26 protein-coding genes and 1 pseudogene are annotated in these 22,645 nt (G+C 54.2%); 7 read left to right on the top strand and 20 right to left on the bottom strand.

Going from position 1 to position 22,645, the window contains the following annotated elements; genetic code table 11:
- Window positions 1-14: 14 nt before the first annotated feature.
- From rbfA to ARCH_RS03105, 5 genes are all read right to left on the bottom strand, one after another.
- Window positions 15-503, bottom strand: coding sequence for a 30S ribosome-binding factor RbfA (gene rbfA, locus ARCH_RS03125; RefSeq protein WP_013169849.1), 489 nt, complete (start codon window positions 501-503; stop codon window positions 15-17).
- Window positions 504-519: 16 nt separating this feature from the next.
- A complete protein-coding gene (infB, locus tag ARCH_RS03120; protein WP_013169848.1) occupies window positions 520-3,435 on the bottom strand; it encodes a translation initiation factor IF-2 in 2,916 nt (971 codons plus the stop codon).
- 114 nt (window positions 3,436-3,549) lie between these two features.
- A complete protein-coding gene (locus tag ARCH_RS03115) occupies window positions 3,550-3,873 on the bottom strand; it encodes a YlxR family protein (RefSeq protein ID WP_111724911.1) in 324 nt (107 codons plus the stop codon).
- Window positions 3,874-3,968: 95 nt separating this feature from the next.
- On the bottom strand, window positions 3,969-4,946 hold the full coding sequence (gene nusA / locus ARCH_RS03110; RefSeq protein WP_013169846.1) for a transcription termination factor NusA: 978 nt from the start codon (window positions 4,944-4,946) through the stop codon (window positions 3,969-3,971).
- Window positions 4,946-5,416, bottom strand: coding sequence for a ribosome maturation factor RimP (locus ARCH_RS03105; protein WP_013169845.1), 471 nt, complete (start codon window positions 5,414-5,416; stop codon window positions 4,946-4,948). Before ARCH_RS03105 ends, nusA begins: the two co-directional genes overlap by 1 nt.
- Window positions 5,417-5,519: 103 nt before the next feature.
- On the opposite strand from ARCH_RS03105, the gene ARCH_RS03100 reads away from it, so the two are divergent.
- The gene (locus tag ARCH_RS03100; protein ID WP_013169844.1) at window positions 5,520-6,395 is read left to right on the top strand and encodes a hypothetical protein; all 876 of its coding nucleotides are present in this window, start codon (window positions 5,520-5,522) and stop codon (window positions 6,393-6,395) included.
- 267 nt (window positions 6,396-6,662) lie between these two features.
- Here the strand turns inward: ARCH_RS03100 and ARCH_RS03095 are convergent, their stop codons facing one another.
- The 11 genes from ARCH_RS03095 to ARCH_RS03045 form a co-directional block, all read right to left on the bottom strand.
- On the bottom strand, window positions 6,663-8,450 hold the full coding sequence (locus tag ARCH_RS03095; RefSeq protein ID WP_013169843.1) for a proline--tRNA ligase: 1,788 nt from the start codon (window positions 8,448-8,450) through the stop codon (window positions 6,663-6,665).
- Window positions 8,451-8,546: 96 nt separating this feature from the next.
- Complete coding sequence (locus tag ARCH_RS03090; protein ID WP_013169842.1) at window positions 8,547-9,398, bottom strand: GNAT family N-acetyltransferase; 852 nt, start codon at window positions 9,396-9,398, stop codon at window positions 8,547-8,549.
- Window position 9,399: 1 nt separating this feature from the next.
- A complete protein-coding gene (gene ispG, locus ARCH_RS03085; RefSeq protein WP_013169841.1) occupies window positions 9,400-10,560 on the bottom strand; it encodes a flavodoxin-dependent (E)-4-hydroxy-3-methylbut-2-enyl-diphosphate synthase in 1,161 nt (386 codons plus the stop codon).
- Between the two features lie 29 nt (window positions 10,561-10,589).
- Window positions 10,590-11,831, bottom strand: coding sequence for a M50 family metallopeptidase (locus ARCH_RS03080; protein WP_013169840.1), 1,242 nt, complete (start codon window positions 11,829-11,831; stop codon window positions 10,590-10,592).
- 15 nt (window positions 11,832-11,846) lie between these two features.
- Window positions 11,847-13,070, bottom strand: a complete 1,224-nt coding sequence (dxr, locus tag ARCH_RS03075) for a 1-deoxy-D-xylulose-5-phosphate reductoisomerase (protein WP_013169839.1) — start codon at window positions 13,068-13,070, stop codon at window positions 11,847-11,849.
- Window positions 13,070-13,621, bottom strand: a complete 552-nt coding sequence (locus tag ARCH_RS03070) for a DivIVA domain-containing protein (RefSeq protein ID WP_013169838.1) — start codon at window positions 13,619-13,621, stop codon at window positions 13,070-13,072. Before ARCH_RS03070 ends, dxr begins: the two co-directional genes overlap by 1 nt.
- Window positions 13,621-14,901 (bottom strand): 23S rRNA (adenine(2503)-C(2))-methyltransferase RlmN, encoded by a 1,281-nt coding sequence (gene rlmN / locus ARCH_RS03065; RefSeq protein WP_013169837.1) that lies wholly within the window; start codon window positions 14,899-14,901, stop codon window positions 13,621-13,623. Before rlmN ends, ARCH_RS03070 begins: the two co-directional genes overlap by 1 nt.
- 37 nt (window positions 14,902-14,938) lie before the next feature.
- On the bottom strand, window positions 14,939-15,832 hold the full coding sequence (locus tag ARCH_RS03060; RefSeq protein ID WP_013169836.1) for a phosphatidate cytidylyltransferase: 894 nt from the start codon (window positions 15,830-15,832) through the stop codon (window positions 14,939-14,941).
- A 2-nt stretch (window positions 15,833-15,834) separates the two neighbouring features.
- Entirely contained in the window at window positions 15,835-16,392 is a 558-nt protein-coding gene (frr, locus tag ARCH_RS03055; RefSeq protein ID WP_013169835.1) for a ribosome recycling factor, read from the bottom strand.
- Window positions 16,393-16,401: 9 nt separating this feature from the next.
- Window positions 16,402-17,142 (bottom strand): UMP kinase, encoded by a 741-nt coding sequence (pyrH, locus tag ARCH_RS03050; protein ID WP_013169834.1) that lies wholly within the window; start codon window positions 17,140-17,142, stop codon window positions 16,402-16,404.
- Between the two features lie 36 nt (window positions 17,143-17,178).
- Window positions 17,179-17,562, bottom strand: coding sequence for an RNA-binding S4 domain-containing protein (locus tag ARCH_RS03045; RefSeq protein ID WP_013169833.1), 384 nt, complete (start codon window positions 17,560-17,562; stop codon window positions 17,179-17,181).
- A gap of 189 nt (window positions 17,563-17,751) precedes the next feature.
- Here ARCH_RS03045 and ARCH_RS09895 point away from each other — a divergent pair, with 189 nt between their 5' ends.
- The 4 genes and pseudogenes from ARCH_RS09895 (at window position 17,752) to ARCH_RS10455 (ending at window position 19,543) form a co-directional block, all read left to right on the top strand.
- Entirely contained in the window at window positions 17,752-18,339 is a 588-nt protein-coding gene (locus ARCH_RS09895) for a site-specific integrase (RefSeq protein ID WP_138975066.1), read from the top strand.
- Window positions 18,340-18,362: 23 nt separating this feature from the next.
- Entirely contained in the window at window positions 18,363-18,692 is a 330-nt protein-coding gene (locus tag ARCH_RS03040; protein WP_081440746.1) for a transposase, read from the top strand.
- Between the two features lie 155 nt (window positions 18,693-18,847).
- On the top strand, window positions 18,848-19,309 hold the full coding sequence (locus ARCH_RS09890; protein WP_138975065.1) for a DDE-type integrase/transposase/recombinase: 462 nt from the start codon (window positions 18,848-18,850) through the stop codon (window positions 19,307-19,309).
- A 6-nt stretch (window positions 19,310-19,315) separates the two neighbouring features.
- Window positions 19,316-19,543 (top strand): annotated as a pseudogene (locus ARCH_RS10455) (integrase core domain-containing protein).
- Window positions 19,544-19,665: 122 nt separating this feature from the next.
- Here the strand turns inward: ARCH_RS10455 and ARCH_RS09875 are convergent.
- From ARCH_RS09875 to ARCH_RS03020, 3 genes are all read right to left on the bottom strand, one after another.
- Window positions 19,666-19,923: a hypothetical protein gene (locus ARCH_RS09875; protein ID WP_138975064.1), complete on the bottom strand. Its 258-nt coding sequence runs from the start codon at window positions 19,921-19,923 to the stop codon at window positions 19,666-19,668.
- Between the two features lie 238 nt (window positions 19,924-20,161).
- Entirely contained in the window at window positions 20,162-20,785 is a 624-nt protein-coding gene (locus ARCH_RS03025; protein ID WP_145961617.1) for a hypothetical protein, read from the bottom strand.
- A gap of 238 nt (window positions 20,786-21,023) precedes the next feature.
- Window positions 21,024-21,368 carry a hypothetical protein gene (locus tag ARCH_RS03020; RefSeq protein WP_013169830.1) on the bottom strand — a complete coding sequence of 115 codons (345 nt, stop codon included), beginning with the start codon at window positions 21,366-21,368 and terminating at the stop codon, window positions 21,024-21,026.
- 173 nt (window positions 21,369-21,541) lie between these two features.
- Between ARCH_RS03020 and ARCH_RS03015 the strand changes: the two genes are divergently transcribed.
- The gene (locus tag ARCH_RS03015; RefSeq protein ID WP_041640329.1) at window positions 21,542-21,847 is read left to right on the top strand and encodes a hypothetical protein; all 306 of its coding nucleotides are present in this window, start codon (window positions 21,542-21,544) and stop codon (window positions 21,845-21,847) included.
- 47 nt (window positions 21,848-21,894) lie between these two features.
- Here the strand turns inward: ARCH_RS03015 and ARCH_RS03010 are convergent, their stop codons facing one another.
- On the bottom strand, window positions 21,895-22,140 hold the full coding sequence (locus ARCH_RS03010) for a MerR family transcriptional regulator (protein ID WP_041640328.1): 246 nt from the start codon (window positions 22,138-22,140) through the stop codon (window positions 21,895-21,897).
- Window positions 22,141-22,285: 145 nt separating this feature from the next.
- Between ARCH_RS03010 and ARCH_RS03005 the strand changes: the two genes are divergently transcribed.
- On the top strand, window positions 22,286-22,624 hold the full coding sequence (locus ARCH_RS03005) for a helix-turn-helix domain-containing protein (RefSeq protein WP_181461391.1): 339 nt from the start codon (window positions 22,286-22,288) through the stop codon (window positions 22,622-22,624).
- Window positions 22,625-22,645: the final 21 nt, after the last annotated feature.

Raw genomic sequence — 22,645 nt, 5'->3', positions numbered from 1 at the left:
TCTTTACGAGCCACTCACTCCGCCAGTTCAGCAGACTCAGCAGGCTCGACCGATTCAACAGAAACCACAACTTCCGCGTCATCTTCTTCGCGAGGCTTGCGGTACGGATCAGCATCGCCGGCATAAACAGCGCCTTGCGCCGATTTGCGGATCTGTTCATCACGGAACCGAGCCGCAACAAGCAAATCTTCAATCGACTTGGCCGATTCAGGCAACGCGTCCAAATGGAAGGCCAACGTTGGGGTCAAACGTAACCCTAGCTGCTTGCCCACAGCCGAACGAATCATTCCAGTGGCAGACTTGAGCGCTGCCCCAGAATTCTTCGCATCATGCTCCGAACCGAACACGGTGTAGAACACGTCGGCATGCTGCAAATCGCCAGTAACTCGCACATCGGTGATGGTTACCATGCCCAGGCGCGGATCCTTGATCTGCTTATCGAGCATTGAGGCAACCACTTGCTGGATTCGCTCCGCAACTTTCGCTGCTCGTGGATTAACCATGTTTCCTCACTTCAGATTAGTCGCGTGGCTTTTCACGCATCTCGTAGGTTTCGATCATGTCGCCTTCGGTGATGTCCTTGTAGCCAAGGGTGATACCACATTCGTAGCCTTCACGGACCTCGGTCACGTCGTCCTTTTCACGGCGCAAGGAGACGATCTCCAAACCTTCGGTGATCACCTTTCCGTCGCGGATCAAGCGGGCCTTGTGGCCGCGGCGGATCGCGCCGGAGCGGACGATCGAACCAGCGATCAGGCCGAACTTGCCAGACTTGAATACCTGGCGGATTTCGGCGGTGGCAACCTGAACCTCTTCGTAGATTGGCTTCAGCTTGCCCTTCATGGCTGCTTCGACTTCGTCGATCGCATCGTAGATCACGGAGTAGAACTTCATTTCTACGCCTTCAGAATCGGCCAGTTCGGTGACGCGTTCTGCTGGGCGCACGTTGAAGCCAATGATGATCGCGTTGTCCACGGTTGCCAAGTCCACGTCGGACTGGGTGATTGCACCAACGCCACGGTGAATGACGTTAAGCTGGACTTCGTCGCCGCCAACCTCGATATCGAGCAAGGAGGCTTCCAGCGCTTCAACTGAACCGGAGGAGTCACCCTTGATGATGAGGTTGAGGTTTTCGATCTTACCTTCTTCAATGGCTGCGTTGAGATCGTCAAGCGAAACACGCTTGCGGCGCTTCGCCAAGGTGGCTGCACGCTTGGCAGCTTCGCGGCGTTCCGCGATCTGGCGGGCCGTACGATCATCGTCCGCAACGATAAGTTGATCGCCTGCGCCTGGAACCGACGTCAAACCAAGTACCTGGACTGGGCGTGCTGGGCCTGCTTCTTGCAAACGGTTTCCGTGTTCGTCAACCATTGCGCGGACGCGGCCGTATGCGGTGCCAACCACGATTGGATCACCGATGCGCAGGGTACCTTCTTGAACGAGCGCTGTAATAACAGAGCCGCGGCCCTGATCCAGCTTCGCTTCGATGGCAACGCCACGAGCCGGCTTGTTCGGGTTAGCAGTTGGGTTAACCAGAATATCGGAGGTGGCCAGCACCGTTTCGAGCAGGGCTGGGATGTTGATGCGTTGCTTTGCCGAAATATCGACGAACGCCACGTCACCACCGTATTCTTCCGCAACCAGGTTGTATTCAGTGAGTTGCGCACGAACCTTGTCCGGGTTTGCACCATCCACATCGATCTTGTTCACAGCCACGACGATTGGCACGTTTGCTGCCTGGGCGTGGTTAATTGCTTCCACAGTTTGTGGCATAACACCATCGTTTGCAGCGACGACGAGGATCGCGACGTCCGTGATGTCCGCACCACGTGCACGCATCTGGGTAAATGCTTCGTGGCCCGGAGTATCAATGAACGTGATTGCGCGTTCTTCGTCTTCAACCTTGACGTGAGTCTGGTATGCACCAATCGACTGGGTAATACCACCGGCTTCGCCCTGAACAACATCTGCGTTACGAATGGCGTCAAGAAGCTTGGTCTTACCGTGATCGACGTGGCCCATAACAGTAACAACTGGTGGACGTGGCAAACGATCTTCGTCAGATTCGCCGGCGTGTTCGGCGTCGATATCAATATCGAAGGATTCGAGGATTTCACGATCCTCATCCTCTGCACTCATAATCTTGATGTCATAACCGAGTTCTGCACCGAGCAGTGCGAACGTATCTTCATCCAAGGACTGGTTGGCGGTTGCCATTTCGCCCATACGGAAGAGAACGGTAACCAATGCTGCTGGATCGGCGTCAATACGTTCTGCGAAGTCAGCAAGCGATGCACCTGCACGAACACGAACCACGGTGGAACCATCGCCACGTGGAATCTGAACGCCCTGGAGCATTGGAGATTGCTGTTCTTCCCATTCCTGGCGCTTTGCACGCTTGGATTTACGGTTGTTGCGGCCACCACCCTGACGGCCGAAAGCACCTGCAGTTGAACCGCCACGGGCTTTACCACCGGAGCGGGTGAAGCCACCGCGACCACCACCACTGTTGTTGCCGTTGGCACCGCCACCGAAGCCGCCACCACTACCGCCACGGCCACCACGGCCGCCGCTACGTGCTGGTGCTGGCATCTGATCTGGCATCATGTTTGGGCTTGGGCGTGGGCTGGTGCGCTGTGGACGTGGTGCGCCGCCTTCTGGGCGTGGACCACGGTTCTGGCCTCCTTGGCCACCCTGCTTACCGCCGAAGGACGCACCGTTGGACCGCTGACCACGGCCTTGACCGCCTTGGCCGCCCTGACCCCCGCGGCCGCCTTGACCTCCGCGGCCACCCTGACCGCCACGGCCACCCATGCCCTGCTTTGGAGCGAAAGGCGAGTTACCTGGGCGTGGAGCGCCTGGACGCGGGCCACGGCCTGCACTTGGACGGGGTGGAGCTGCTTCACGAGCCGCTTCTGCCGATGCGTGAGCCGAACCTGGCGTAACACCGTGCGCCATTGGGCGTGGGCCTGGAGCTGGCTTCTTGCCAGCAGGCTTGCTGTCAGTAGCCGCCGGCTTAGGCGCAGCAGGCTTGCCTGGAATTGGCTTAGCAGCTGGCTTTGCTGGGGCTGGCTTGGAAGCTGATGGTTTTGCTGCCGGCTTGGATGCGGCAGTCTTCGCAGTAGCCTTCTTCACTGCCGGCTTTGGCGCAGCAGGAGTTGGTGCTGGAGCTGCAGGCTTTTCTGCTGCAACTGGCTTTTCTGGCTGTGCCTGGGCTGCTGGTGCAGGCTTAGCTGCTGGCTTCTTGCCAGACTTCTTAGAATCAACTTCACCTGGATGTGATTCAAAATATTCACGTGCTTTACGCACGACTGGTGCCTCAATCGAAGAGGACGCAGATTTAACGAATTCACCTTCAGATTTAAGCACTTCAAGCAACTTCTTGCTTGTTACACCAATCTCTTTAGCAAGTTCATGGACGCGGACCTTAGCCACATTTCTCCTTATGTTCTGGCCCGCGCATGTGCATGCGTCAGGCCCCTGTTTGGCAGCTCATCGCTGGGTACTCATCGGGTGCCCATCGGCTCTCTACCCGCTTTCATTGGGTTACTAGCACGTAGAACGTACTGATCGAACAAAATCACTCACGTATTCTTCCACCGCATCAACAGAAGCTACAGGACGCCGAAACGCCCGAGCAAACTGAGATGATTTGATAGCACGTGAGACACATTCGGGCTTGGGATGAACCCAAGCTCCCCGCCCATGCGCAGATGCGTACGGATCCGGTTTTACTGAACCATCTTCCGAAACGACGACGCGCACAAGCTCGTTCCTGTGTGCCTTACCTTTGCAGCCAACGCATGTACGAATCATAATCCGATCAAGGCGATCGGCTTCAGACACATGCATCAACGGCTCTGACATAGACATACAGCATTTATTCTACTGCACATCTTGTACATTATTAAACAATATGGTTCGTGCCCCTGCACACACTGCAGGGGCACGAACCATAAGACCAACGATTAGTCAGATTCCCTACGGATATCGATCGACCATCCGGTGAGCTTCGCAGCCAAACGAACATTCTGCGCTTCCTTGCCGATAGCAAGGGACGCCTGATCGTCAGGAACAATCGCACGAGCCTGACGCATATCCCTATTCAAGATCTCCACCTCAGTAACCTTAGCCGGAGAAAGAGCAGCTGCAATAAACTTGGCCGGATCGTCGTCATAATCCACAACGTCAATCTTTTCACCATTCAACTCCGCGGTAACCGCACGAACACGCTGACCATTATGCCCAATCAACGAACCCTTAGCCGCAACCGCATCATCATTCGACCACACCGCAACCTTCGTACGATGCCCCGCTTCACGAGCAAGCGCCACAATTTCCACCGGCCCATCAGCAATCTCAGGAACCTCAGTTTCAAAAAGCTGGCGAACAAAATCAGGATGCGAACGCGACAAGCGAATCGACGCACCACGCGGACCAACCGAAATGTCAAGAACAAGCGCACGAAGCAAATCGCCACGCTTAAAATGTTCCGACGCCACCTGCTCATCCGAACGCAACAAGCCACGGTTTTCACCAAGCTCAATAAACAAATCACGCGATTCCGGATTCGAACCCGCCGTGCCCTCAACAACACCCGACACAAGCTGGCCCTTCTTACCCTGGAACGAACCCAACACACGATCCGTTTCAGCATCACGCAAACGCTGCGCAATAATCGACCGAGCAGTAGACGTAGCAATGCGGCCAAAATCATTCGGCGTATCGTCAAATTCGCCAATAACCTCATTATTTTCATCAACTTCAGGCGCCCACACCGTCACCTTACCGGTAGAACGATTCAGTTCAACACGAGCACCCCTCACAGCACCCGGAACACGGTTATATGCGTGAACAAGAGCTTCCTCAATAGCATTCAGCAGAACATTCAGATCAATACCCAGTTCGGATTCAACAATCCGAAGTTCATTCATGGACAGTTCCATCAGTTCTCTCCTTCTGCCTTATTCAACTCTAAAACGACGTGAGCACGCGCCACGTCCACAACCGCGATTGTACCCGGTTGCCCCGCCAGCGTGATAACGCCATCCGCAACATCCACAATACGTTCCGTGAACTTCGTATCATCACTCAACTGGAAAGCAACCTTCCGGCCAATCGCACGCGAAAAATGGCGTTCTTCAGAAAGTTCACGAGTAGCACCCGGAGTAGAAACCTCAAGCGTGTATGCGCCCTTAATCGGATCCTTTTCATCCAACACCACAGAAACCGCACGCGACACGTCCATCAACTGCGTGGAATCCACACCACCAGGCCCAGACGGCAGATCAACAGTCACACGAACAACCGTGTGCTTCCCTGCACCTACAACACGAACAGTTTCAAGCCATAAACCCGATTCCTGCACAACAGGATCAAGCAATTGCGCAATCTGCGCCGAAACATTGTCAACCATACTCACAACAGTACCGGCAACTCCCCAACCGTGTCATGGCACTGAAGAAAAATCACGTCAACCCACTTGCACACTCTCACTACCCCTATGGCAAAGTAGGAGTATGACCAAACGTTCTACCACCATGTCCACAATCGCATCATGGCTACACTTCAGCGGCATCATCATCGTCCTATGCTCGCTCTTCGCACTAGGCCTCGTCACCATGGACACCCGGTGGGAAAACGCCTCATTAGCCCCCGATGCACCGTCAGATGCAGAAAAAGAACGGCAAGAGATCGCCGTCGTCGTCGCTCAAACCAATAATCTCGCCCACAAACTCAACCAAACCGCCACCGAAACCGCCACCCAACAATGGCTAGATACACTCGGCGGCGTGTGGGTGCCATGGCCAAACGGCGCGCCACGCGGATACAAAAACCCACCACTTAACCTGCAACCTGAAACCGCTACACCCGAAACCCTTGCGGCCAACTTGCAAGACATCAGCAAAAAAGCCGTTGCAGCACGAGAACTCGACAGCATGCTAGCCACCTCCATCGCCACAGGCGCACGGCAACTCGCCACGCAACTCGGCGGCGATTATCACGACGTATGCCAAACCCCAGACCTCCCTGCACTTGCCAAACACCTCAGTAAAACCAGCAGCCTAGCCGCCCTAGAAACCGCACGCCAATGGTACGAACACCAAGCCGCCACCACAGCCGAACGGGCACGGGCAATCGAAAAAGTCAATCTACTCACCCGCCTTACCGAAAACATGATTGACTCTGGCACTCCTGACTCCCGCGCGGCACTCGCCCCTACCGAGGCCGCCGGGACCACTCCAGCACAGCTCGTCACCGCCACCTTAATCAAACATGCCGAAAACGCGCCCGCGAAAATACGCGAAGCCACCGCGGCATTTTTGTGCCGGATTTCAGCAGGCACCACGCCTGAGGCGCTCCCTGGTCTAGTGGTTGAGAATTCAGGGAAGTAGGCTTGGGGGAAGGCTGCTCGGCCCAACTCTGATTATTTCGAGGATAGTGGCAAATATTGCCGTAAGGTTCAGATATGTCGCATATAACGTCTACTAAACCAGGTTCATAGAACGTGAACACCTGCATTTTGTTTGAGGATCCGGCGCGGGTGAATGATCTCGCAGGGGATGTCGGATTTTCAATGGTTTTGCAGGTCGGCTGGCAAAGGCAGGCCGGCGGCGAAGGCAGATCGGCGGAGAGTTAGCCAAAGCCAGCCAGAACCCGCCTTACTTCGCCGCCGCCATCACGGAATCGAGGGTAGCCAGAGCGTCGCCAACTGGGACTTCCACGTTTTCGCCGCTGCGGCGATCGCGGATTTCCACCTTGCCGTCCTTCAGGCCGCGGCCCACAACGATGGCGAATGGGACGCCGATGAGTTCGTAATCTGCGAACTTCACGCCAGCGGAAACCTTCACGCGATCATCGTAGATAACCTCCACGCCCTGCTCAGAAAGTTCAGCAGCGAACCGGGAAGCGGTGTCGAAAACAGCGTCATCCTTGCCGGTGGCGATCACGTGAACGGTGGCAGGTGCGAGGTGTGCTGGCCAGGCCAGGCCCTTGTCATCAGAGTTGAGTTCGGCCAACGCAGCCATGACGCGGGAAACACCGATTCCGTAGGAGCCCATGGTGACAACAACGGCCTTGCCATTTTGATCGAGCACCTTGAGATCGAGTGCCTTGGCGTATTTGCGGCCTAGCTGGAAGATGTGGCCGATTTCGATGCCGCGTTCGATGCTGAGTGGGCCGGAGCCGTCTGGGGCTTGGTCGCCTGCACGGACTTCAACGGCTTCGATGGTGCCGTCGGCTTCGAAGTCACGGCCGTACACGAGGTCAAATACGTGTTCGTCCACGGCGTTGGCGCCGGAGATCCAGCGGGATCCGCGGGCAACGTGTGGATCCAGCAGGTAGCGCACGGAACCAGATGGAATGCCGTCGGCGTCAACAACGCGCGTCTCAGCGTTTGGCCCGATCACCTGCGGCCCAATGTAGCCAGCTACGAGTTCTGGATGCTTGGCCAGATCTTCTGGGGTGGCCATCTCAACTTCGGCTGGGGAAACACTGGCTTCTACGCGTTTGAGATCGACTTCGCGATCGCCTGGCACGCCGATTACTACGACTTCGCGTTTGCCGTCCGGGTGGACGAATGCCACCACAACGTTTTTGAGGGTGTCGGAGGCTTCCCATGCGCGATCGGCACGTGGCGCGTTGGCGTTGGCGAAGTCCACGAGCGAAACGATGGTGGTTGCGCCTGGGGTTGGCACGATGTGTGGGGCTGGCACGCCGCTGAAGTCTTGTTCTGGCTGTGGCGGGGTAGTCACGGCTTCGGTGTTGGCGGCGTATCCGCCGGCGGATTTAACGAAGGTGTCTTCACCGATGGCGCATGGGGCCAGGAATTCTTCGGAACGGGATCCGCCCATGGCACCGGATTGCGCGGAGCAGATGACGAATGGCACGCCGAGGCGGGTGAAGATGCGCTGGTATGCGTTGCGCATGGTTTCGTAGGAGTGGTCCAGGCCGGAGTCGTCGATATCGAAGGAGTAGGCGTCCTTCATGATGAATTCGCGGGTGCGGATGATTCCGGCGCGTGGGCGGGCTTCGTCACGGTATTTATGTTGAATTTGGTAGAGGGAGACGGGAAGATCTTTGTAGGAGGAGTACATGTCTTTGACTGCCAACGTGAACATTTCTTCGTGGGTTGGAGCCAAGAGGTAGTCGTTTTCGCGGCGGTCTTTGAGCCGGAAGAGGTTGGGGCCGTATTCTTCCCAACGGTTGGTGGCTTCGTAGGGCTCACGTGGGAGGAGGGCTGGGAAGTGCATTTCTTGCGAGCCGGCGGCGTCCATTTCTTCGCGGACTACGGCTTCGACTTTGCGGAGTACTTTCAGGCCGAGTGGCAGCCAGGTGTAGATTCCTGGGGCTGCGCGGCGTACGTATCCGGCACGCACAAGGAGTTTGTGGGAACGGACCTCTGCGTCGGCCGGATCGTCGCGGAGGGTACGGACAAAGAGTTCAGACATTTTTAGCACGTTCCCAGTCTAACGGTTTCGGCGCGCGAGCCCTATTTTCTCAAGGTTTCGCCCGGGGTTTGGGACGTGGCGTTCACAACACTTGTGTTATGTGAGGAGGATTGTTGCGTATTCGCCGACGACGTCGAAGCCCGCTTTTTCGTATGTTCGCACGGCTGCAATGTTGTAATCGTTGACGTAGAGGGAGATTGTTGGGGCGATGGCGGTGGCGAGGTGGGCTACGTGGGCCATGGCGGGGGCGGCGATTCCGTGTCCGCGGAGGTCGGGGTGTACCCAGACGCCTTGAATTTGGGCTACTCCTCCGGCGAGTGCTCCGATGTCTGCTTTGAAATCGACGCGGGGTTGCCCGCCGTGTTCTCCCATTTTGAGGAAGGTTCGGCCTTCACGTACGAGTGTGTGGACGCGTTGGGCGTAGGCGGGACCGTAGATGGTTGGATCGTATCCGACTTCTTCGATGAACATGGATACGGAGGCGGGGACGACGAGGGTGCCTTCTCCGAGCTGAGCTGGCCGCACATCTAGATCAGGCACACAGTGTGGCGTTCTGCCCCACACCATGGAGAGTTGGTGTTCACGGATGTCGCGTGGTGGTGCATAGTGTTCTTGGATTCGTTCCCATAGGCCGAGTACTTGATCGGCGGGGCCTACGATCGAGTTGGCGATGCGATCGTGTTTGCGCACGTATGTGGCGAGTTGATCGAGTCCTGCTTCATCAAATCCGAGCGGAATGATGTTGGCGCCTACCCAGCATAGGGACTGGATTCGCCCGTCGGCTGCCGCGATGCCGACTGCGTGGGCGGGCCGCCGGGTTCGGGCTTCGATTGCTACTCGTGCGAGTATGGACTCTACCGGCTCGCGATTTAGAAAATCGCGAGCCGCCTCCGAGTCGCTTGATACCAACCGGCGTAGGTGGCCCTGGCGCCGGAGAGGCCATATCATGTCAGACGATCACTTCTGGTTGGGCGTTTGGATCTTCGGCTAGGCCGAGTTCTTTGGCAACGCTTCGTGCGCGGGCGATGAGTGTTGGCACGATGTCTGCTTCTGGCACGGTGTCAACTACTTTGCCACGTACGAAGATTTGGCCTTTTCCGTTGCCGGATGCCACGCCAAGATCGGCTTCGCGGGCTTCCCCTGGGCCGTTCACAACGCAGCCCATCACTGCCACGCGCAGTGGGAAGGATACATCCTTCAGGCCTTCGGATACTTGTTCGGCCAGCGTGTAGACGTCTACTTGTGCGCGCCCGCAGGATGGGCAGGAGACGATTTCGAGTTTCTTCGGGCGGAGGTTGAGCGAACGCAAGATGGCTTCGCCTACCTTGACTTCTTCTACTGGCGGAGCGGAGAGCGATACGCGGATCGTGTCTCCAATTCCCTGCGATAACAATGCACCGAAGGCCACAGACGATTTCACAGTGCCTTGGAAGGCTGGCCCGGCTTCGGTAACGCCTAGGTGGAGTGGCCAGTCCCCTGCTTCGGAGAGCAGCTGGTAGGCCCGAACCATGGTTACAGGATCGTGGTGTTTCACGGAAATGGCGAAATCGTGGAAGCCGGCGTCTTCAAACAAACGGGCTTCGTTTACGGCAGATTCTACGAGGGCTTCTGGGGTGGCTTTGCCGTATTTTTTGAGCAGGCGCGGATCCAACGATCCGGCATTGATTCCGATTCGCATGGCGGTGCCGTTGGCGTTAGCGGCAGCGGCGATTTCTGGAATTCGATCGTCAAATTTTTTGATGTTGCCTGGGTTCACGCGCACGCCACATCCGGCATCGATTGCTGCAAACACGTAGCGTGGCTGGAAATGGATATCTGCGATCACTGGGATCTGGGATTTTGCGGCGATGATGGGCAGCGCATCGGCATCTTTATCGGTTGGGCATGCTACGCGGATGATGTCGCATCCGCTCGCAGTAAGTTCAGCGATTTGTTGGAGTGTTGCGCCAATATCGTGTGTTTTAGTGGTTGTCATTGACTGGACGGACACGGGCGCGTCTCCTCCAACTTTGACGTTTCCTACCTGGATTTGGCGTGTTTTTCTGCGCGGTGCAAGAACGGCTTCTGGTTCTTTGACTGCGGGTATTCCTAAGGCAACTGGCATATTCACGTTTTTATTATTCCACTCTTGAGGTAATCTCACACAACGGGATTGACGATGTCTACCACAATCAGCAGAAGTGTCATGAAAATGAAGAAGGTGATCATGCCGTAACTGAGCGGCAGGAGGCGTGCGGTATCGAATGGTCCGGGATCGTTTTTTCCGCGCCGGAACGCAAGATGGCGCCGGGTTCCTTCGATGATTGATCCGATGATGTGCCCGCCGTCGAGGGGCAGGAGCGGGATCATGTTGAAGATGAACAGGGTCATGTTCAATCCGGCCAGGAGCATGGTGAGATCGGCTAGCCTGTCCCAGAATCCGTAGTTGTGGGCTTGTGCTGCGCTGATTGATCCAGCCATGTCTGCGATTCCAACGATTCCGACTACGGAGTCTGGTGTGCGGCGCTCCCCTGTGACGAGCGTGGCGGCCGCGTCCCAGAGCTTGACGGGTAGTTGTGCGAGGATCGCAGTGGTTCCGGCGGCAACGTTCCAGGCTTGCACGGGCACGTCGGCGATTGATCCTTGTTTGCGTTCGATTGCGGGGCCGATTCCTACGTAGGGTTTGGTGATGCTTGCGCCTTTGCCATCGCTAAATTCGCGCATCACTGGGGTTACGGTGAGTTCGGTAGTTTTTCCGTTACGTTCTACAACGACTGTGGTTGGGGTGGTTCCGCCTGCCGCGATAGCCTGTTGGATTTCTGTCCAGGAGTTGACGTTTTTCTCGCCCCACTTACGGATCGTGTCGTTACGTTTGATGATGTTGTGGGCAGGGGCTGGTGTGCAGGTTCCAGAGCTTTCTACACATTCGGCCACGTTTGCGATGGTCGTGGAGAGGTGCGGAACGCCGATTCCAACGGTTACGCCTGCCATGAGGAGAACGCTGAGTACGAGGTTTGTGAGGGGCCCTCCGAGCATGACGATGAGTTTCAGGCGCGCGGGTAATCGCCAGAATGCGCCGGGTTGGCTGGGATCGGTGAATTCTTCGGCGGATTGTTTCCGAGCTTCTTCTGCGAGGGTTGGGCTTCCGTCTTTTTTGGTGGTGGGTACCCCTGGTTTTGCGGGTGGAAGCATTCCTGCGATGGAGACGAATCCGCCGAGTGGGATTGCTTTGATTCCCCATTCGGTTCCGTTTTTATGCGTTGACCAGAGGGTTGGACCGAAGCCCACGAAGTATTGGGTTACTTTGGCGCCAAATTTTTTGGCGGGGATCAGGTGGCCAAGTTCGTGGATTGCTACCGATACCACGAGCCCGAGGATCATAAAAAGGATTCCGGGAAGCATTGCTCTCCTTTGGGTTTAGTTTCGCGTGCGCATGAGTTTGTGGGCGAGCATGCGGGCGCGCCGTTCCATATCAAGCACCGTTTCGACGTCGCGTTCCGCAGGGATTGAGATGGTATCAAGTACGTCGCGTACCGTATCGATTATTCCCAGATACGGCAGGTTTCCTGCGAGGAAAGCGTCTACGCACTCTTCGTTTGCGGCGTTGAGTACGGCAGGATGGAGTGGCGACGACGCGACGGCGGCGCGGGCCATCTTGACTGCCGGGAACACGTCATGATCGAGAGGTTCGAAGGTCCACGATACGGGAGCGTCCCATGCGTTCGGGGTTGCTACGTTGGTGAGTCGTTCTGGCCAGGAGATGCCCAGCGCGATCGGGAGCCTCATATCCGGTGGCGACGCCTGGGCGATCGTAGATCCGTCTTGGAATTCCACCATGGAGTGGATGACGGATTGTGGGTGGACAACGGGAACGATCTGTTCTGGCGCAACGTCAAAGAGGTAGGCGGCTTCGATCAGTTCCAGGCCTTTGTTCATCAAGGTAGACGAATTGACGGTAACAACTGGCCCCATAGCCCATGTGGGGTGATTCAATGCGGCTTTAGCTGTCACATTTTCTAGATCGCTACGCTTTTTACCGCGGAACGGGCCGCCGGAGGCGGTCAAGATGATTCGGGATACTTCGCTGGTGCCGTCAACGATCGGTGAGGTTAGGCCTTTGCGGTGCCGGCCGGAACGCAACGCTTGCGCTATTGCGGAATGTTCCGAATCAACGGGCACGATTTGGCCAGGCCACGCCATTGCGTCGGCAACCAGGCCGCCGCCAACAACCAACGATTCCTTATTCGCCAACGCCAACGTAGCACCAGAACGAAGCGCGGCCAACGTAGGAAGCAAACCAACCGATCCGGTAATTCCATTCACCACCACGTCAGAAGAATCGCTTGTGCCGCTCCCCAGGCCAGCAAGGTTCGTCATGGCATCAGGGCCAACAACAAGGTCAGGCATGGAAACCGAACCGTACGCATCGTTCCATACGGAACGGAACGTAGCCACGGCGGCGTCGTTCGCTAAACCAACAACCGGAACATCGAAATCGTGGGCCTGCGCCACGAGCACATCGATACGCGAACCGCCAGCACCCAACGCACGCACGCGAAACGAATCGCGGTGGCGGGAGATGACGTCGAGGGTCTGGGTGCCAATCGAACCGGTGGAACCAAGAACAATAACGTCACGCATTATTCAACGCTCATCAGCACAGAAACAACGCGATCGAGGAAAACATCAACAACGGCTTCATCGTAGGCGTTGGCGCCCTTAGCAGAAGTGAACATCATCTGGCGAACTTCAGCAGACGTCAACGGTTCAGCCTTGTCGAAGAAGGCGATCACGCGATCCATCAACGCATCCACTTCATCAATCGCATAGCCACGCCCATCCGCATGCGCAAAACGCTGCCCTGCCGGCCGGCGAAGCCGCGGATACATACTCGTGGCGCGCTCATACGTGCTACGCAACCACGCATCTTCGCCTTCCTCATGAACTCGCGCCGCACGGCGGCGCTGCGTGAATGCCTGTTCCAAACGATCAAGCGCAGCATCCACCAACTGGGCATGATACCCGTTGCGCACCCATGGGAAAGAAGCGTGGCGAACCATGTCTTCGTTAGCCTGATGATCGACGTCAGCAGAAACATCGTAGGCAGACTTTGCGTTTTCTAAAAACTCATCAACTTTAGCCGGATCGTATCCGTGCCGGAACCATCCAACCCGCGCAAACGTTTCTTTCATTAGTTTTCTCCTTCTCCAGAAGCAGCAATCGCCGCCAATGTTGAATCAAAATCAATCGGTTCGCTACGATGCGATTCAATGCGTGCATCAACCGCCGCCTGCGCTTTCGCTGCACGGCGTGACACGTGTTCACGATCAACCACTTCGGCTGCCAACTGGCCACATGCGCCGTCGATGTCAGAACCGCGGGTGTCACGGATCGTCGTCGAAATCCCTGCATCACTCAACGTACGCACAAACGTACGGGTAGTTTCCGGCGTAGAACACGTCCAAATCGAACCCGGCGTGGGATTAAGCGGAATCGGATTCACGTGCGCCCAACCGTGCCCGCGCGAATTCAACTCGGCCGCAAGCAACTCAGCGCGCCATTCGTGATCATTCATGTCCTTAATCAGCGCATACTCAATCGAAACCCGGCGGCCCGTACGCACAAAATAATGCCGCGCTGCATCAAGCAACTCGCCCACCTTGTAGCGCGAATTGATCGGAATCAGATCGTCGCGCAAGGCATCGTCAGGCGCGTGAAGCGAAACTGCCAACGTAACCGGAAGCCCTTCATCAGCCAACTTGTTAATCACAGGAACCATGCCAACCGTAGACACCGTGATGTTACGCGCAGACATACCAAAACCTTCAGGAGCCGGTTCGATCATCCGGCGCAAAGCGCCACGAACCGCAGGGAAATTCGCCAACGGCTCCCCCATCCCCATAAACACAACGTTCGTTACCCGCACAGGTTCGCCAAAAATACCACTCGCAGCCAGTTCGCGCGCATAACGCAACTGTTCAATAATTTCTGCGGTAGAAAGATTGCGGGTCAAACCAGCCTGGCCGGTTGCACAAAACGGACACGCCATACCGCACCCAGCCTGGGAAGAAATACACAACGTGGCACGCTGCGGATACTTCATCAGCACAGATTCCACAACGGCGCCATCAAACAACTTCCACAAGGTTTTGATCGTAGCGCCCTTATCGGCAACCTGATCCTTCACCTTAGTCATGAGCTGCGGCAACAACACCTGGGTGATTTCTTTACGTTGCGCGGCCGGAAGATCTGTCATCTTTTCCGGATCTGCACAATCATGTTCAAAATAATGCTTCGAAATCTGATCCGCACGGAACTGCGGATACCCCAAATCGGCTACCAGCGCGCGGCGTTCCGCGCGCGTCAAATCCGCCATGTGTTTTGGCGGTTTTCCGTGCCGTTGAGCCGTAAACGACAGCGACGGCCGCGGCCCCTGTTCCACGCGAGGCAAAACCTGTTTAGTCTTCTTCATTCCAGTCCTTGTAACAAGCCGAATGCGCGCGCCCGGCCTAGTTTAAACCAAACCCATACGTGAGGATGACATACAAAATCGGCGCACAAAACAACAGCGAATCTACCCTATCTAACACGCCTCCGTGGCCTGGGAAGATCGATCCCATATCTTTAACGCCAAGATCACGTTTCAAGAGAGATTCAGCAAAATCGCCTGCCGTAGCAAAAATCGGGGTAACTGCACCAATAATTACGGCCGCATACCACGGTAGCCCAAGCCCGAACCACACGGTAATAAACGCTGCCAGTAGCGCGCCCGCCACGGAACCCGCAAATCCTTCCCACGATTTCTTAGGCGAAATCGACGGGGCGATCGGGTGCTTACCGAACGTAATGCCAGCCAACCAGCCGCCTGTATCTGATGCCACCGGAAGTAAAACGAGCGCGGCCACGGCTAGCGCCCCTTGCGATAGCGCCGCCAGCCCCACAGCAAACATGGCGAACACGCCAATCCACGCTAGAGCGAACACGCCGGCGATCGCGTCTGTGAGCGCGTTATCGGCAGTCATATACGTACGCCACAGAAGAGAAACTGCGGCAGAAACAAGGAACACGATCAGGCCGTGTTCTATCCCCCACGCCCAGGTGGCCAGCATCATGCCAGCGCCGCCAGGAAGCAGTGGGATGAGTGGGATGCGAATATTGCGGGCCAGGAATGCTCCCGCAATTTCCCACAGGCCAGCCAGCACGAACACCGTTACTAGCCCAACGAAAACTTCAATCTTGTAGGCCAGGGAAAGGCCCACCAAGCCCAACAAAACCGCGGCCGTCATTACAGCGGCTGGCACGTTGCGCCCGGCGCGCGAATTGACCTCTTGCGGCGGGCGCGGCGGGTGTGGTGCCAGAATGCTCAGCAGGGACCGGGATTTTGTTGGGCTTGGAGTAGACAAGATCAGATCTCCATCAATTCCTTTTCCTTGGATTCAAGGAGAGAATCAACGTTTTCAACGAACTTCTTGGTGAGGCTTTCGAGTTCTTTTTCTGCGCGCTCTACATCATCTTCGCCAGCATCGCCATCCTTCTTAATCTTGTCAAGAGTTTCCTTGGCCTTGCGGCGGATCGCGCGGATGGAAATGCGAGCATCTTCAGCCTTGCCTTTGGCAAGCTTCACGTATTCACGGCGGCGTTCTTCGGTGAGCGCTGGAAGGTTGATACGTAAAACCTGGCCATCATCGGTTGGGTTCACGCCAAGATCCGATTCCTGGATTGCACGTTCAATATCCTTCATTGCGGAGCGATCGTATGGGGAGATCAGAACGGTGCGTGCTTCTGGAACGGACACGGTTGCCAGCTGCTGAAGTGGTGTTGGCGCCCCGTAGTAGTCCACAACAAGGGAGGTGAACAGTTCTGGGTTGGCGCGGCCGGAGCGAATCTTGGAGAAATCGCTTTGGGCTACCTCAATGGCCTTGCCCATTTTTTCTTCTGCTTCAAGGAGTGTTTCGTCAATCATTCTTGTTCCTTAGCTTTTCGGAGTTGATGTCACTAGGGTACCGATCTTTTCCCCGCGGAGTGCGCGAGACACGTTTCCTGGTGTACCCATTCCGAAAACGCGCATGGTCATCCCATTATCTTGGCAGAGTGCGAACGCGGCCGCATCTACAACTTTTAGCCCATCGTGAAGTGCTTGGCTGTATGTGAGCGATTCGAGCATGATGGCTTCTGGGTTTTTACGTGGATCTGCAGTGTACACGCCGTCCACACCGTTCTTTCCAACCAGAAGTTCGTTACAGCGCAGTTCGAGTGCGCGTTGTGCGGAGACTGTATCTGTGGAGAAGTATGGCATGCCTGCGCCGGCACCGAAGATCACTACGCGGCCTTTTTCTAGGTGGCGGATGGCCCGCAGTGGTATGTAGGCTTCAGCAACTTGACTCATGGTGATCGCGGTTTGTACACGCGATGGGATTCCTTCGTTTTCGAGGAAATCTTGCAAGGCTACGGCGTTGATGACTGTTCCGAGCATTCCCATGTAGTCTGCTCGCGCACGGTCCATTCCACTTTCTTGCAGTTCCACACCGCGGAAGAAGTTGCCGCCTCCAACAACGATTGCTACTTGAACACCGGCACGTACTGCTTCCGCAATTTCGTTCGCTGTTCGCCGTAGAACCTGGGTATCTAGGCCGATTTCTCCGCCTCCGAATACCTCACCGGACAGTTTCAATAGCACACGGCGCACGCCGTGTGCGGCCATATCAGAAGACATGGTGCACCTTTCATCTTAGTTCGCGCTACACAGATTCTACCCCATGTGGCCATGGTTGGAATCACGTCCGAGCATCCGGTCAAGTTCGCGTCGTTCTTTCTTTGTGGGGCGTCCGGTTCCGCGGTCGCGTGTGAAGATGGGTAGGTAGACTTTGGGGCGTTCTGGTGTGAGATCGATGTAACAGGCTTGCGCTAGTGGCGCGGAGGTTCGTTTGGTGATGAGTCCGGTGACTTTGAGGATCCGATCAAAGCCTTGGAATCGGTAGCGTACTTCGTCACCTATTTTTAGGGGCGACGATGCTTTTGCCACGTTTCCGTTGATCCGTACATGGCCTGCTTTGCATTCTGATGTTGCTAGACTGCGGGTTTTGGTTTGCCGTACGGACCATAGCCACACGTCGATTCGTACCGTTTCACTCATATGTTACACCCTAAATGGTCACTAAGATCACCACAAAACTGTGACCTCCGGTTTGCCACGAGTAAACGAAATGGATTTCTGGTATTATTTACGTCCACTCGATGACACGATAGGCTTGGTTGCCTGATGTTTACCAGCCAGATTCCGAATACACGATATTTGACTTTCAAAACGGCGATAAAATACCACATGGCTCTTTCAATGTTACCTATTCCCGAAGACTGGGAAGAACCCTTAATTCTTTGGGAACAATTCCTTCATGCAGCTAACCAACGTCCACGAACCATAGATTCACGAATCCGTATCATGCGTAATTTCGCTCGTGGGGTTATGCTTCCTCCTGGAAAAGTCACCGAAGACGATATTTTCACTTGGGCAGGAGCACACTCATGGGCACCAGAGACCCGACAGGCACGGTATGTATCTTTACGCGGATTCTATGAATGGTATTCACACAAGTACGGCAGTGATAATCCTGCGACGAATCTTCCGTCCGTACGGCGAGTAATACCACCTCCCCGCCCCACTCCAGAACATATTTACGCTCAAGGAATTAAAGAAAGTCGCACTGATCGTGAAAAACTCATTCTACGTTTGGCTGGGAATTTAGGGCTGCGAGCTGATGAAATTTCCCGAATCAATGCACACGACGTCGTGCCCGATCTTTTCGGTCATAGCCTCAGAGTGGTTGGCAAAGGCGGAACAATCCGATACCTGCCTTTAACTACCCAAATGTATGAAGACATTCTCACCCAAGCTGACCCTGGAGTGCTCTAGGTTTTTAGGTCCAGGTGACTTGAGTGTTGTCCATTGATGCCCTGCCTGTGGGTGGGGAGAATGGGGCAATGGTGAAGAAATTCAGCAAGCATACTCCCGAGCAGATTGTTCGTAAGCTCGATAAGGCGCGGGAATTGAAGGAATCGGGATCAACTACAGCTCAGATCCTGACCACGTTGGGGATTAGCGAAGCCACGTTGAACAGGTGGCAGGCTACCTATGGGGCGATGACCAAGAGCGAGGCGAAAGAGCTCCAGCGCCTGCGCGAGGAAAACACGCGCCTCAAACGCCTCCTAGGTCAGGCAGAGCTGGAAAAGGCTGCGTGGAAAGAATTGTCGGAGGGAAACTTCTAAGCCCAGCTCGCCGCCATGATGCCCTCTGGCATCTGGTCGGGCTGGGCTATTCCCAAAGACTTGCCTGCCAGATTGTTGGGCTCTCTCGCAGCGCTTACCGGCGCGCTAGGACCCACTCGCCCAAGCCGGATAAGTACGCGGACCTACGGGCATGGATGCACGACTTCGTTAAGGATCATCGCCGGTGGGGACACCGGCGCGCCTGGAGAAACGCCCTCGCCGAAGGGTACGGGATATGCCGCGAGACTTTCCGCAGGATCTGGCGTGAAGAGGGCTTGCGTGTCTTGCCTCGGAAGAAGCGCAAGCGTCTAGCTGCCGATACCCATCGTGATATTCCTGCCGGCCAGTACCCGAACGACGTGTGGGCGTTGGACTTCCAGTTCGATTCAACCTGGCACGGCAAGACAATCAAAATCTGTAACATTATCGATGAATACACCCGCGAACACCTCGCCTTCACGGTCGACAAGAACATTAACGCGGTCTCGGTGACCGAACTCCTTGACGTGGCTTGTCTGGAGCACGGCGGGCGCCCGCGGGTGATCCGGATGGATAACGGGCCCGAGTTCATCGCTCATGCGCTCCAGGAGTGGGCAGCCGAGGATGAGACAATCTAGGCGTTCATCCCACCAGGCCAGCCCTGGCATAACGGGTTCGTTGAGTCTTTCCATAACCGGATGAGAGACGAACTCTTGGAGGACAACAGTATCGAGAATCTCTAGCATGCCCGCCTACTCGTGGCCCAATGGTCATCACGTTACAATAACTTCCATCCGCATTCCTCACTCAGCTACCTCAGCCCACGGAAATACGCGGAACAATGGAAACAAGAAAACACGGTCAACACTTAAACCGAGTGGGCCTAATTCTTAGGCCACTCCACCATTTAGGAATGTCAGGATCGCATAGCGTATAAGATTAATGGCTGTCTCTCCAAATTCACAAACTTTGGAGAGACAGCCATTAACTGAAATCAGGCGAGTTGTTCCGCAGATGACTCGCTGTGTTTCGGTAAGGATGACCATGCTTCCATAATGAGCCCACGTCCTACTACGACACTACCGATGAGCAGAACAATCAGCGGCAAAGTAATTTCTTGCCAGTAATCGGTGAGGAGGTTAGGGATCGCGAGCGTAGTTGCACCCATAACTACAGCCCCGATGCAGAAAGCAAGACCGAATACTCCAATGGAGAATTGTGCAAGACGGACTAGAAAGCGAGTTCTTTGCATAGACACAAATTTGCGCCAAACTTCCAGAAGCACGATAGCTGTAACTGTTATACCGATGCCAACGGTTGCCACTCGTAGAGGGTTAATTTGGGCAGTCAAGGTCTGGTACCAGCACCATGCAAGAAATAGCAGCCAAGGTAGTTGAGTCCATGGGGAATATTGTGACGAGTTCATGGAAAAATCTCTTTTCTTAGTCGAAGTCGCTCATGCATACGGTCTTGCAGCAGGGAGCAATATACTACGCAGCTGTGGCTGTTATGCAGGCGACTTGTGCCGCATGTGAAGGAAGCAGACCGCATGTGGCCATTGCCCATCCTGGTGCGGTCTTTTTGAGGCAGTTCCATTCATACGTGCAATGCGGAGTTTGCCCTGCCGGACAGGGCTGGGCGGCCGCAGGAGCACTCGTAACTTTGGAAGAAATTCTTGCCCTAGATTGTAGCGATTCTCCATTATCAGTAACAAGGAACGTCTTAGCGAGCTGCTTCTTTCCATCTAGGTCGGTGTATCCTGTAATCACATACTGATTTCCGAACTTCGCGTAAATCATCGTTTTGGTTGCATGTTTTCCAGCTATCGTTGACGATGCTGTAAATCCTCCCAAGATTCCAGACTGATGCTCTAAAAGCAAGTTGACATCAATCCTAGTTTCTCTTGAAGTATCAGTTGTTTTTAGAAGCTCGTCGAGAATGTTGACAGTTCGAATTAAGTCGTCTTTTCCGATGGCGACGGGTTTGTTTTCCGCATATTCACAGGGGGTGGAAGTGCTGCCAGCAAATCCTATATTAGGACTTAGAAAAAGAGCAAGAAGAGCAGCTAATAGACAAGAAATAGTCTTAAGACCAAGCGGGGATGTCTTCATCATAATCTCCTTTTCGATGTCATAAGAATGACACTTTCATGATAAGTTCTGGAAACCGATATCATCAGCTTTTTATGGAAGACTTTTTTCAAGAATCTTTGCTCTTGATGCACATTTGTGCATAGTTTTTTCTTTGGTTTCGCTTGTTTCGGGGAACATTGAGTGCGGATCAAGTGATGGATGTATTCACGTCGCGAACACAAATAAACCTTTCGACAAACTACCAAGTGTGGGCGTTATTTTAGAATCCTTCGCTGGTGTTTTCTGTATCAGCAGATTGATGCTCATCACGGGATTCAACTTGTGCAGCGCATGTATCATTGTGTGCGCGGTGGGTATATGTTTTCGTGCGCAGGATTTTACGCAGATTACTATCTGTGCCGAACGCTGTAAGTAAATCGTTTTTGTTTACTCCTGTTTCAAGGAGTTGATCACGCGTGGCGATAATATCTTGTTCAAGACGATGATATTTGTCGACTAGTTGGGCAAGTTTTTTGAATGCACTTTTTTGGATTTTGAGTTGTTCTTGCTGGTGCGCAAAAAATTCTTCGCCGATACGAAGAGCATCATTTTCAGTATTTTTCATTGGTCATCACATTCTTTGTTATCGATGCGATGAAAAGGCCACAGGTTCACAATAACAGATAACCGTATTTTTATTGTCATTGTGCGCACTGTGTGCGCTTGTTTTTTGACACATGCGTCAAAAAATGCGTGCCAAAACTGATACAGTTTTGGCACAATAACAGACACGCTTGCATGTCCGTACTTAAACTCTGGATTGATGATATCTTCACAATAAAAGGAGCATGGATCATTATCCGCGAGCCGACCAACACAGCAGCGGAAAAGATTAACCAACACACCCGCCATGCGCTTTTGCCAGCGGGTAGTGGACTGGTTCTCGAAATACCCTACAGCCAAACGCCCATTCAATACCCAACTATCTTCCCGATCCCACAAGGTCGTTTCGTGATCAAAATCTTGCCCGAATGCAAGCGGACAGAACTACGTATCGGTAGCCAAAGTAAGACCAGTAACAGGATCGAGTGGATACGGGTATAACACATGCTGATTCCAAGGATCACAAGGTAGCACCATAGGCATTGACATCACCCCTCCATCCCAGGTAGAGGAACATCGGAAAAAGAATCAGCTAATCCGCTAGCATCCTCAGCTTCTATTTCTGACGGAGTGAATGGAGTGAGAATCTTTTCGACTTCTTCACGAGGAATACGAAACTGCCCAGAAGGCAAAACAACATAAGCCAATTTGCCTGATTTAACCCAGTTATAGACTGTTTGCCATGAAACTCCTAAAGCCTTGGCAAATTCTCGAGTCGAAAGATAAGCATACACGTAATTTTGCCTTTTCCGATTAAGTTAAATTTAACTTCTTTATATAGGCTATTCTAATTTTAGAATAATTGCAAGCCTTTAATGCTTGATCTTTGGTTTACCAATTAGACATAATTTAACCATGACGATAATAATTGATTCATACATGGAACAAATGACTACCAATCAGATCATTGGAGAACGAGTCTTAGCCTGGTTGCGCAGGCGAAACGTCATGCAACGCGATCTCGCCAAGAAATTAGGATTAACCGGTGCTGCGGTTTCAGGAAAAATTGCAGGAAGAACCGCCTGGTCAGCAGAAGACCTGGTAAAAACTGCTGCTTTTCTCGATGTGTCCATCGCCGATTTATTACCCGAGGAAACGGTTGAGATAGAAAAAGCAAAATCCCCGGACTCTGTTGAGTCCAAGGATTCTGGTGTAGTTGCGGGGACAGGATTTGAACCTGCAACCTCAACATTATTAGTTGAAAACGAAAAGGACTAGGATCAACGAGTAAATATATAG

It is taken from the genome of Arcanobacterium haemolyticum DSM 20595, assembly GCF_000092365.1.
GTDB lineage: Bacteria > Actinomycetota > Actinomycetes > Actinomycetales > Actinomycetaceae > Arcanobacterium > Arcanobacterium haemolyticum.
The sequence above is the reverse complement of the archived record's forward strand: the minus strand, read 5'-3'. Positions and strand labels throughout refer to the sequence as shown.

What these genes read in the sequence shown, in the direction of transcription:
- rbfA (WP_013169849.1), bottom strand. Translation starts at nt 503, where the DNA reads ATGGTTAATCCACGAGCAGCGAAAGTTGCGGAGCGAATCCAGCAAGTG.
- ARCH_RS03115 (WP_111724911.1), bottom strand. Translation starts at nt 3,873, where the DNA reads ATGTCTATGTCAGAGCCGTTGATGCATGTGTCTGAAGCCGATCGCCTT.
- nusA (WP_013169846.1), bottom strand. Translation starts at nt 4,946, where the DNA reads ATGGAACTGTCCATGAATGAACTTCGGATTGTTGAATCCGAACTGGGT.
- ARCH_RS03105 (WP_013169845.1), bottom strand. Translation starts at nt 5,416, where the DNA reads ATGGTTGACAATGTTTCGGCGCAGATTGCGCAATTGCTTGATCCTGTT.
- ARCH_RS03100 (WP_013169844.1), top strand. Translation starts at nt 5,520, where the DNA reads ATGACCAAACGTTCTACCACCATGTCCACAATCGCATCATGGCTACAC.
- ARCH_RS03095 (WP_013169843.1), bottom strand. Translation starts at nt 8,450, where the DNA reads ATGTCTGAACTCTTTGTCCGTACCCTCCGCGACGATCCGGCCGACGCA.
- ARCH_RS03090 (WP_013169842.1), bottom strand. Translation starts at nt 9,398, where the DNA reads ATGATATGGCCTCTCCGGCGCCAGGGCCACCTACGCCGGTTGGTATCA.
- ARCH_RS03080 (WP_013169840.1), bottom strand. Translation starts at nt 11,831, where the DNA reads ATGCTTCCCGGAATCCTTTTTATGATCCTCGGGCTCGTGGTATCGGTA.
- dxr (WP_013169839.1), bottom strand. Translation starts at nt 13,070, where the DNA reads ATGCGTGACGTTATTGTTCTTGGTTCCACCGGTTCGATTGGCACCCAG.
- ARCH_RS03070 (WP_013169838.1), bottom strand. Translation starts at nt 13,621, where the DNA reads ATGAAAGAAACGTTTGCGCGGGTTGGATGGTTCCGGCACGGATACGAT.
- rlmN (WP_013169837.1), bottom strand. Translation starts at nt 14,901, where the DNA reads ATGAAGAAGACTAAACAGGTTTTGCCTCGCGTGGAACAGGGGCCGCGG.
- frr (WP_013169835.1), bottom strand. Translation starts at nt 16,392, where the DNA reads ATGATTGACGAAACACTCCTTGAAGCAGAAGAAAAAATGGGCAAGGCC.
- pyrH (WP_013169834.1), bottom strand. Translation starts at nt 17,142, where the DNA reads ATGTCTTCTGATATGGCCGCACACGGCGTGCGCCGTGTGCTATTGAAA.
- ARCH_RS03045 (WP_013169833.1), bottom strand. Translation starts at nt 17,562, where the DNA reads ATGAGTGAAACGGTACGAATCGACGTGTGGCTATGGTCCGTACGGCAA.
- ARCH_RS09895 (WP_138975066.1), top strand. Translation starts at nt 17,752, where the DNA reads ATGGCTCTTTCAATGTTACCTATTCCCGAAGACTGGGAAGAACCCTTA.
- ARCH_RS09890 (WP_138975065.1), top strand. Translation starts at nt 18,848, where the DNA reads ATGCACGACTTCGTTAAGGATCATCGCCGGTGGGGACACCGGCGCGCC.
- ARCH_RS09875 (WP_138975064.1), bottom strand. Translation starts at nt 19,923, where the DNA reads ATGCAAAGAACTCGCTTTCTAGTCCGTCTTGCACAATTCTCCATTGGA.
- ARCH_RS03025 (WP_145961617.1), bottom strand. Translation starts at nt 20,785, where the DNA reads ATGATGAAGACATCCCCGCTTGGTCTTAAGACTATTTCTTGTCTATTA.
- ARCH_RS03020 (WP_013169830.1), bottom strand. Translation starts at nt 21,368, where the DNA reads ATGAAAAATACTGAAAATGATGCTCTTCGTATCGGCGAAGAATTTTTT.
- ARCH_RS03015 (WP_041640329.1), top strand. Translation starts at nt 21,542, where the DNA reads ATGTCCGTACTTAAACTCTGGATTGATGATATCTTCACAATAAAAGGA.
- ARCH_RS03005 (WP_181461391.1), top strand. Translation starts at nt 22,286, where the DNA reads ATGGAACAAATGACTACCAATCAGATCATTGGAGAACGAGTCTTAGCC.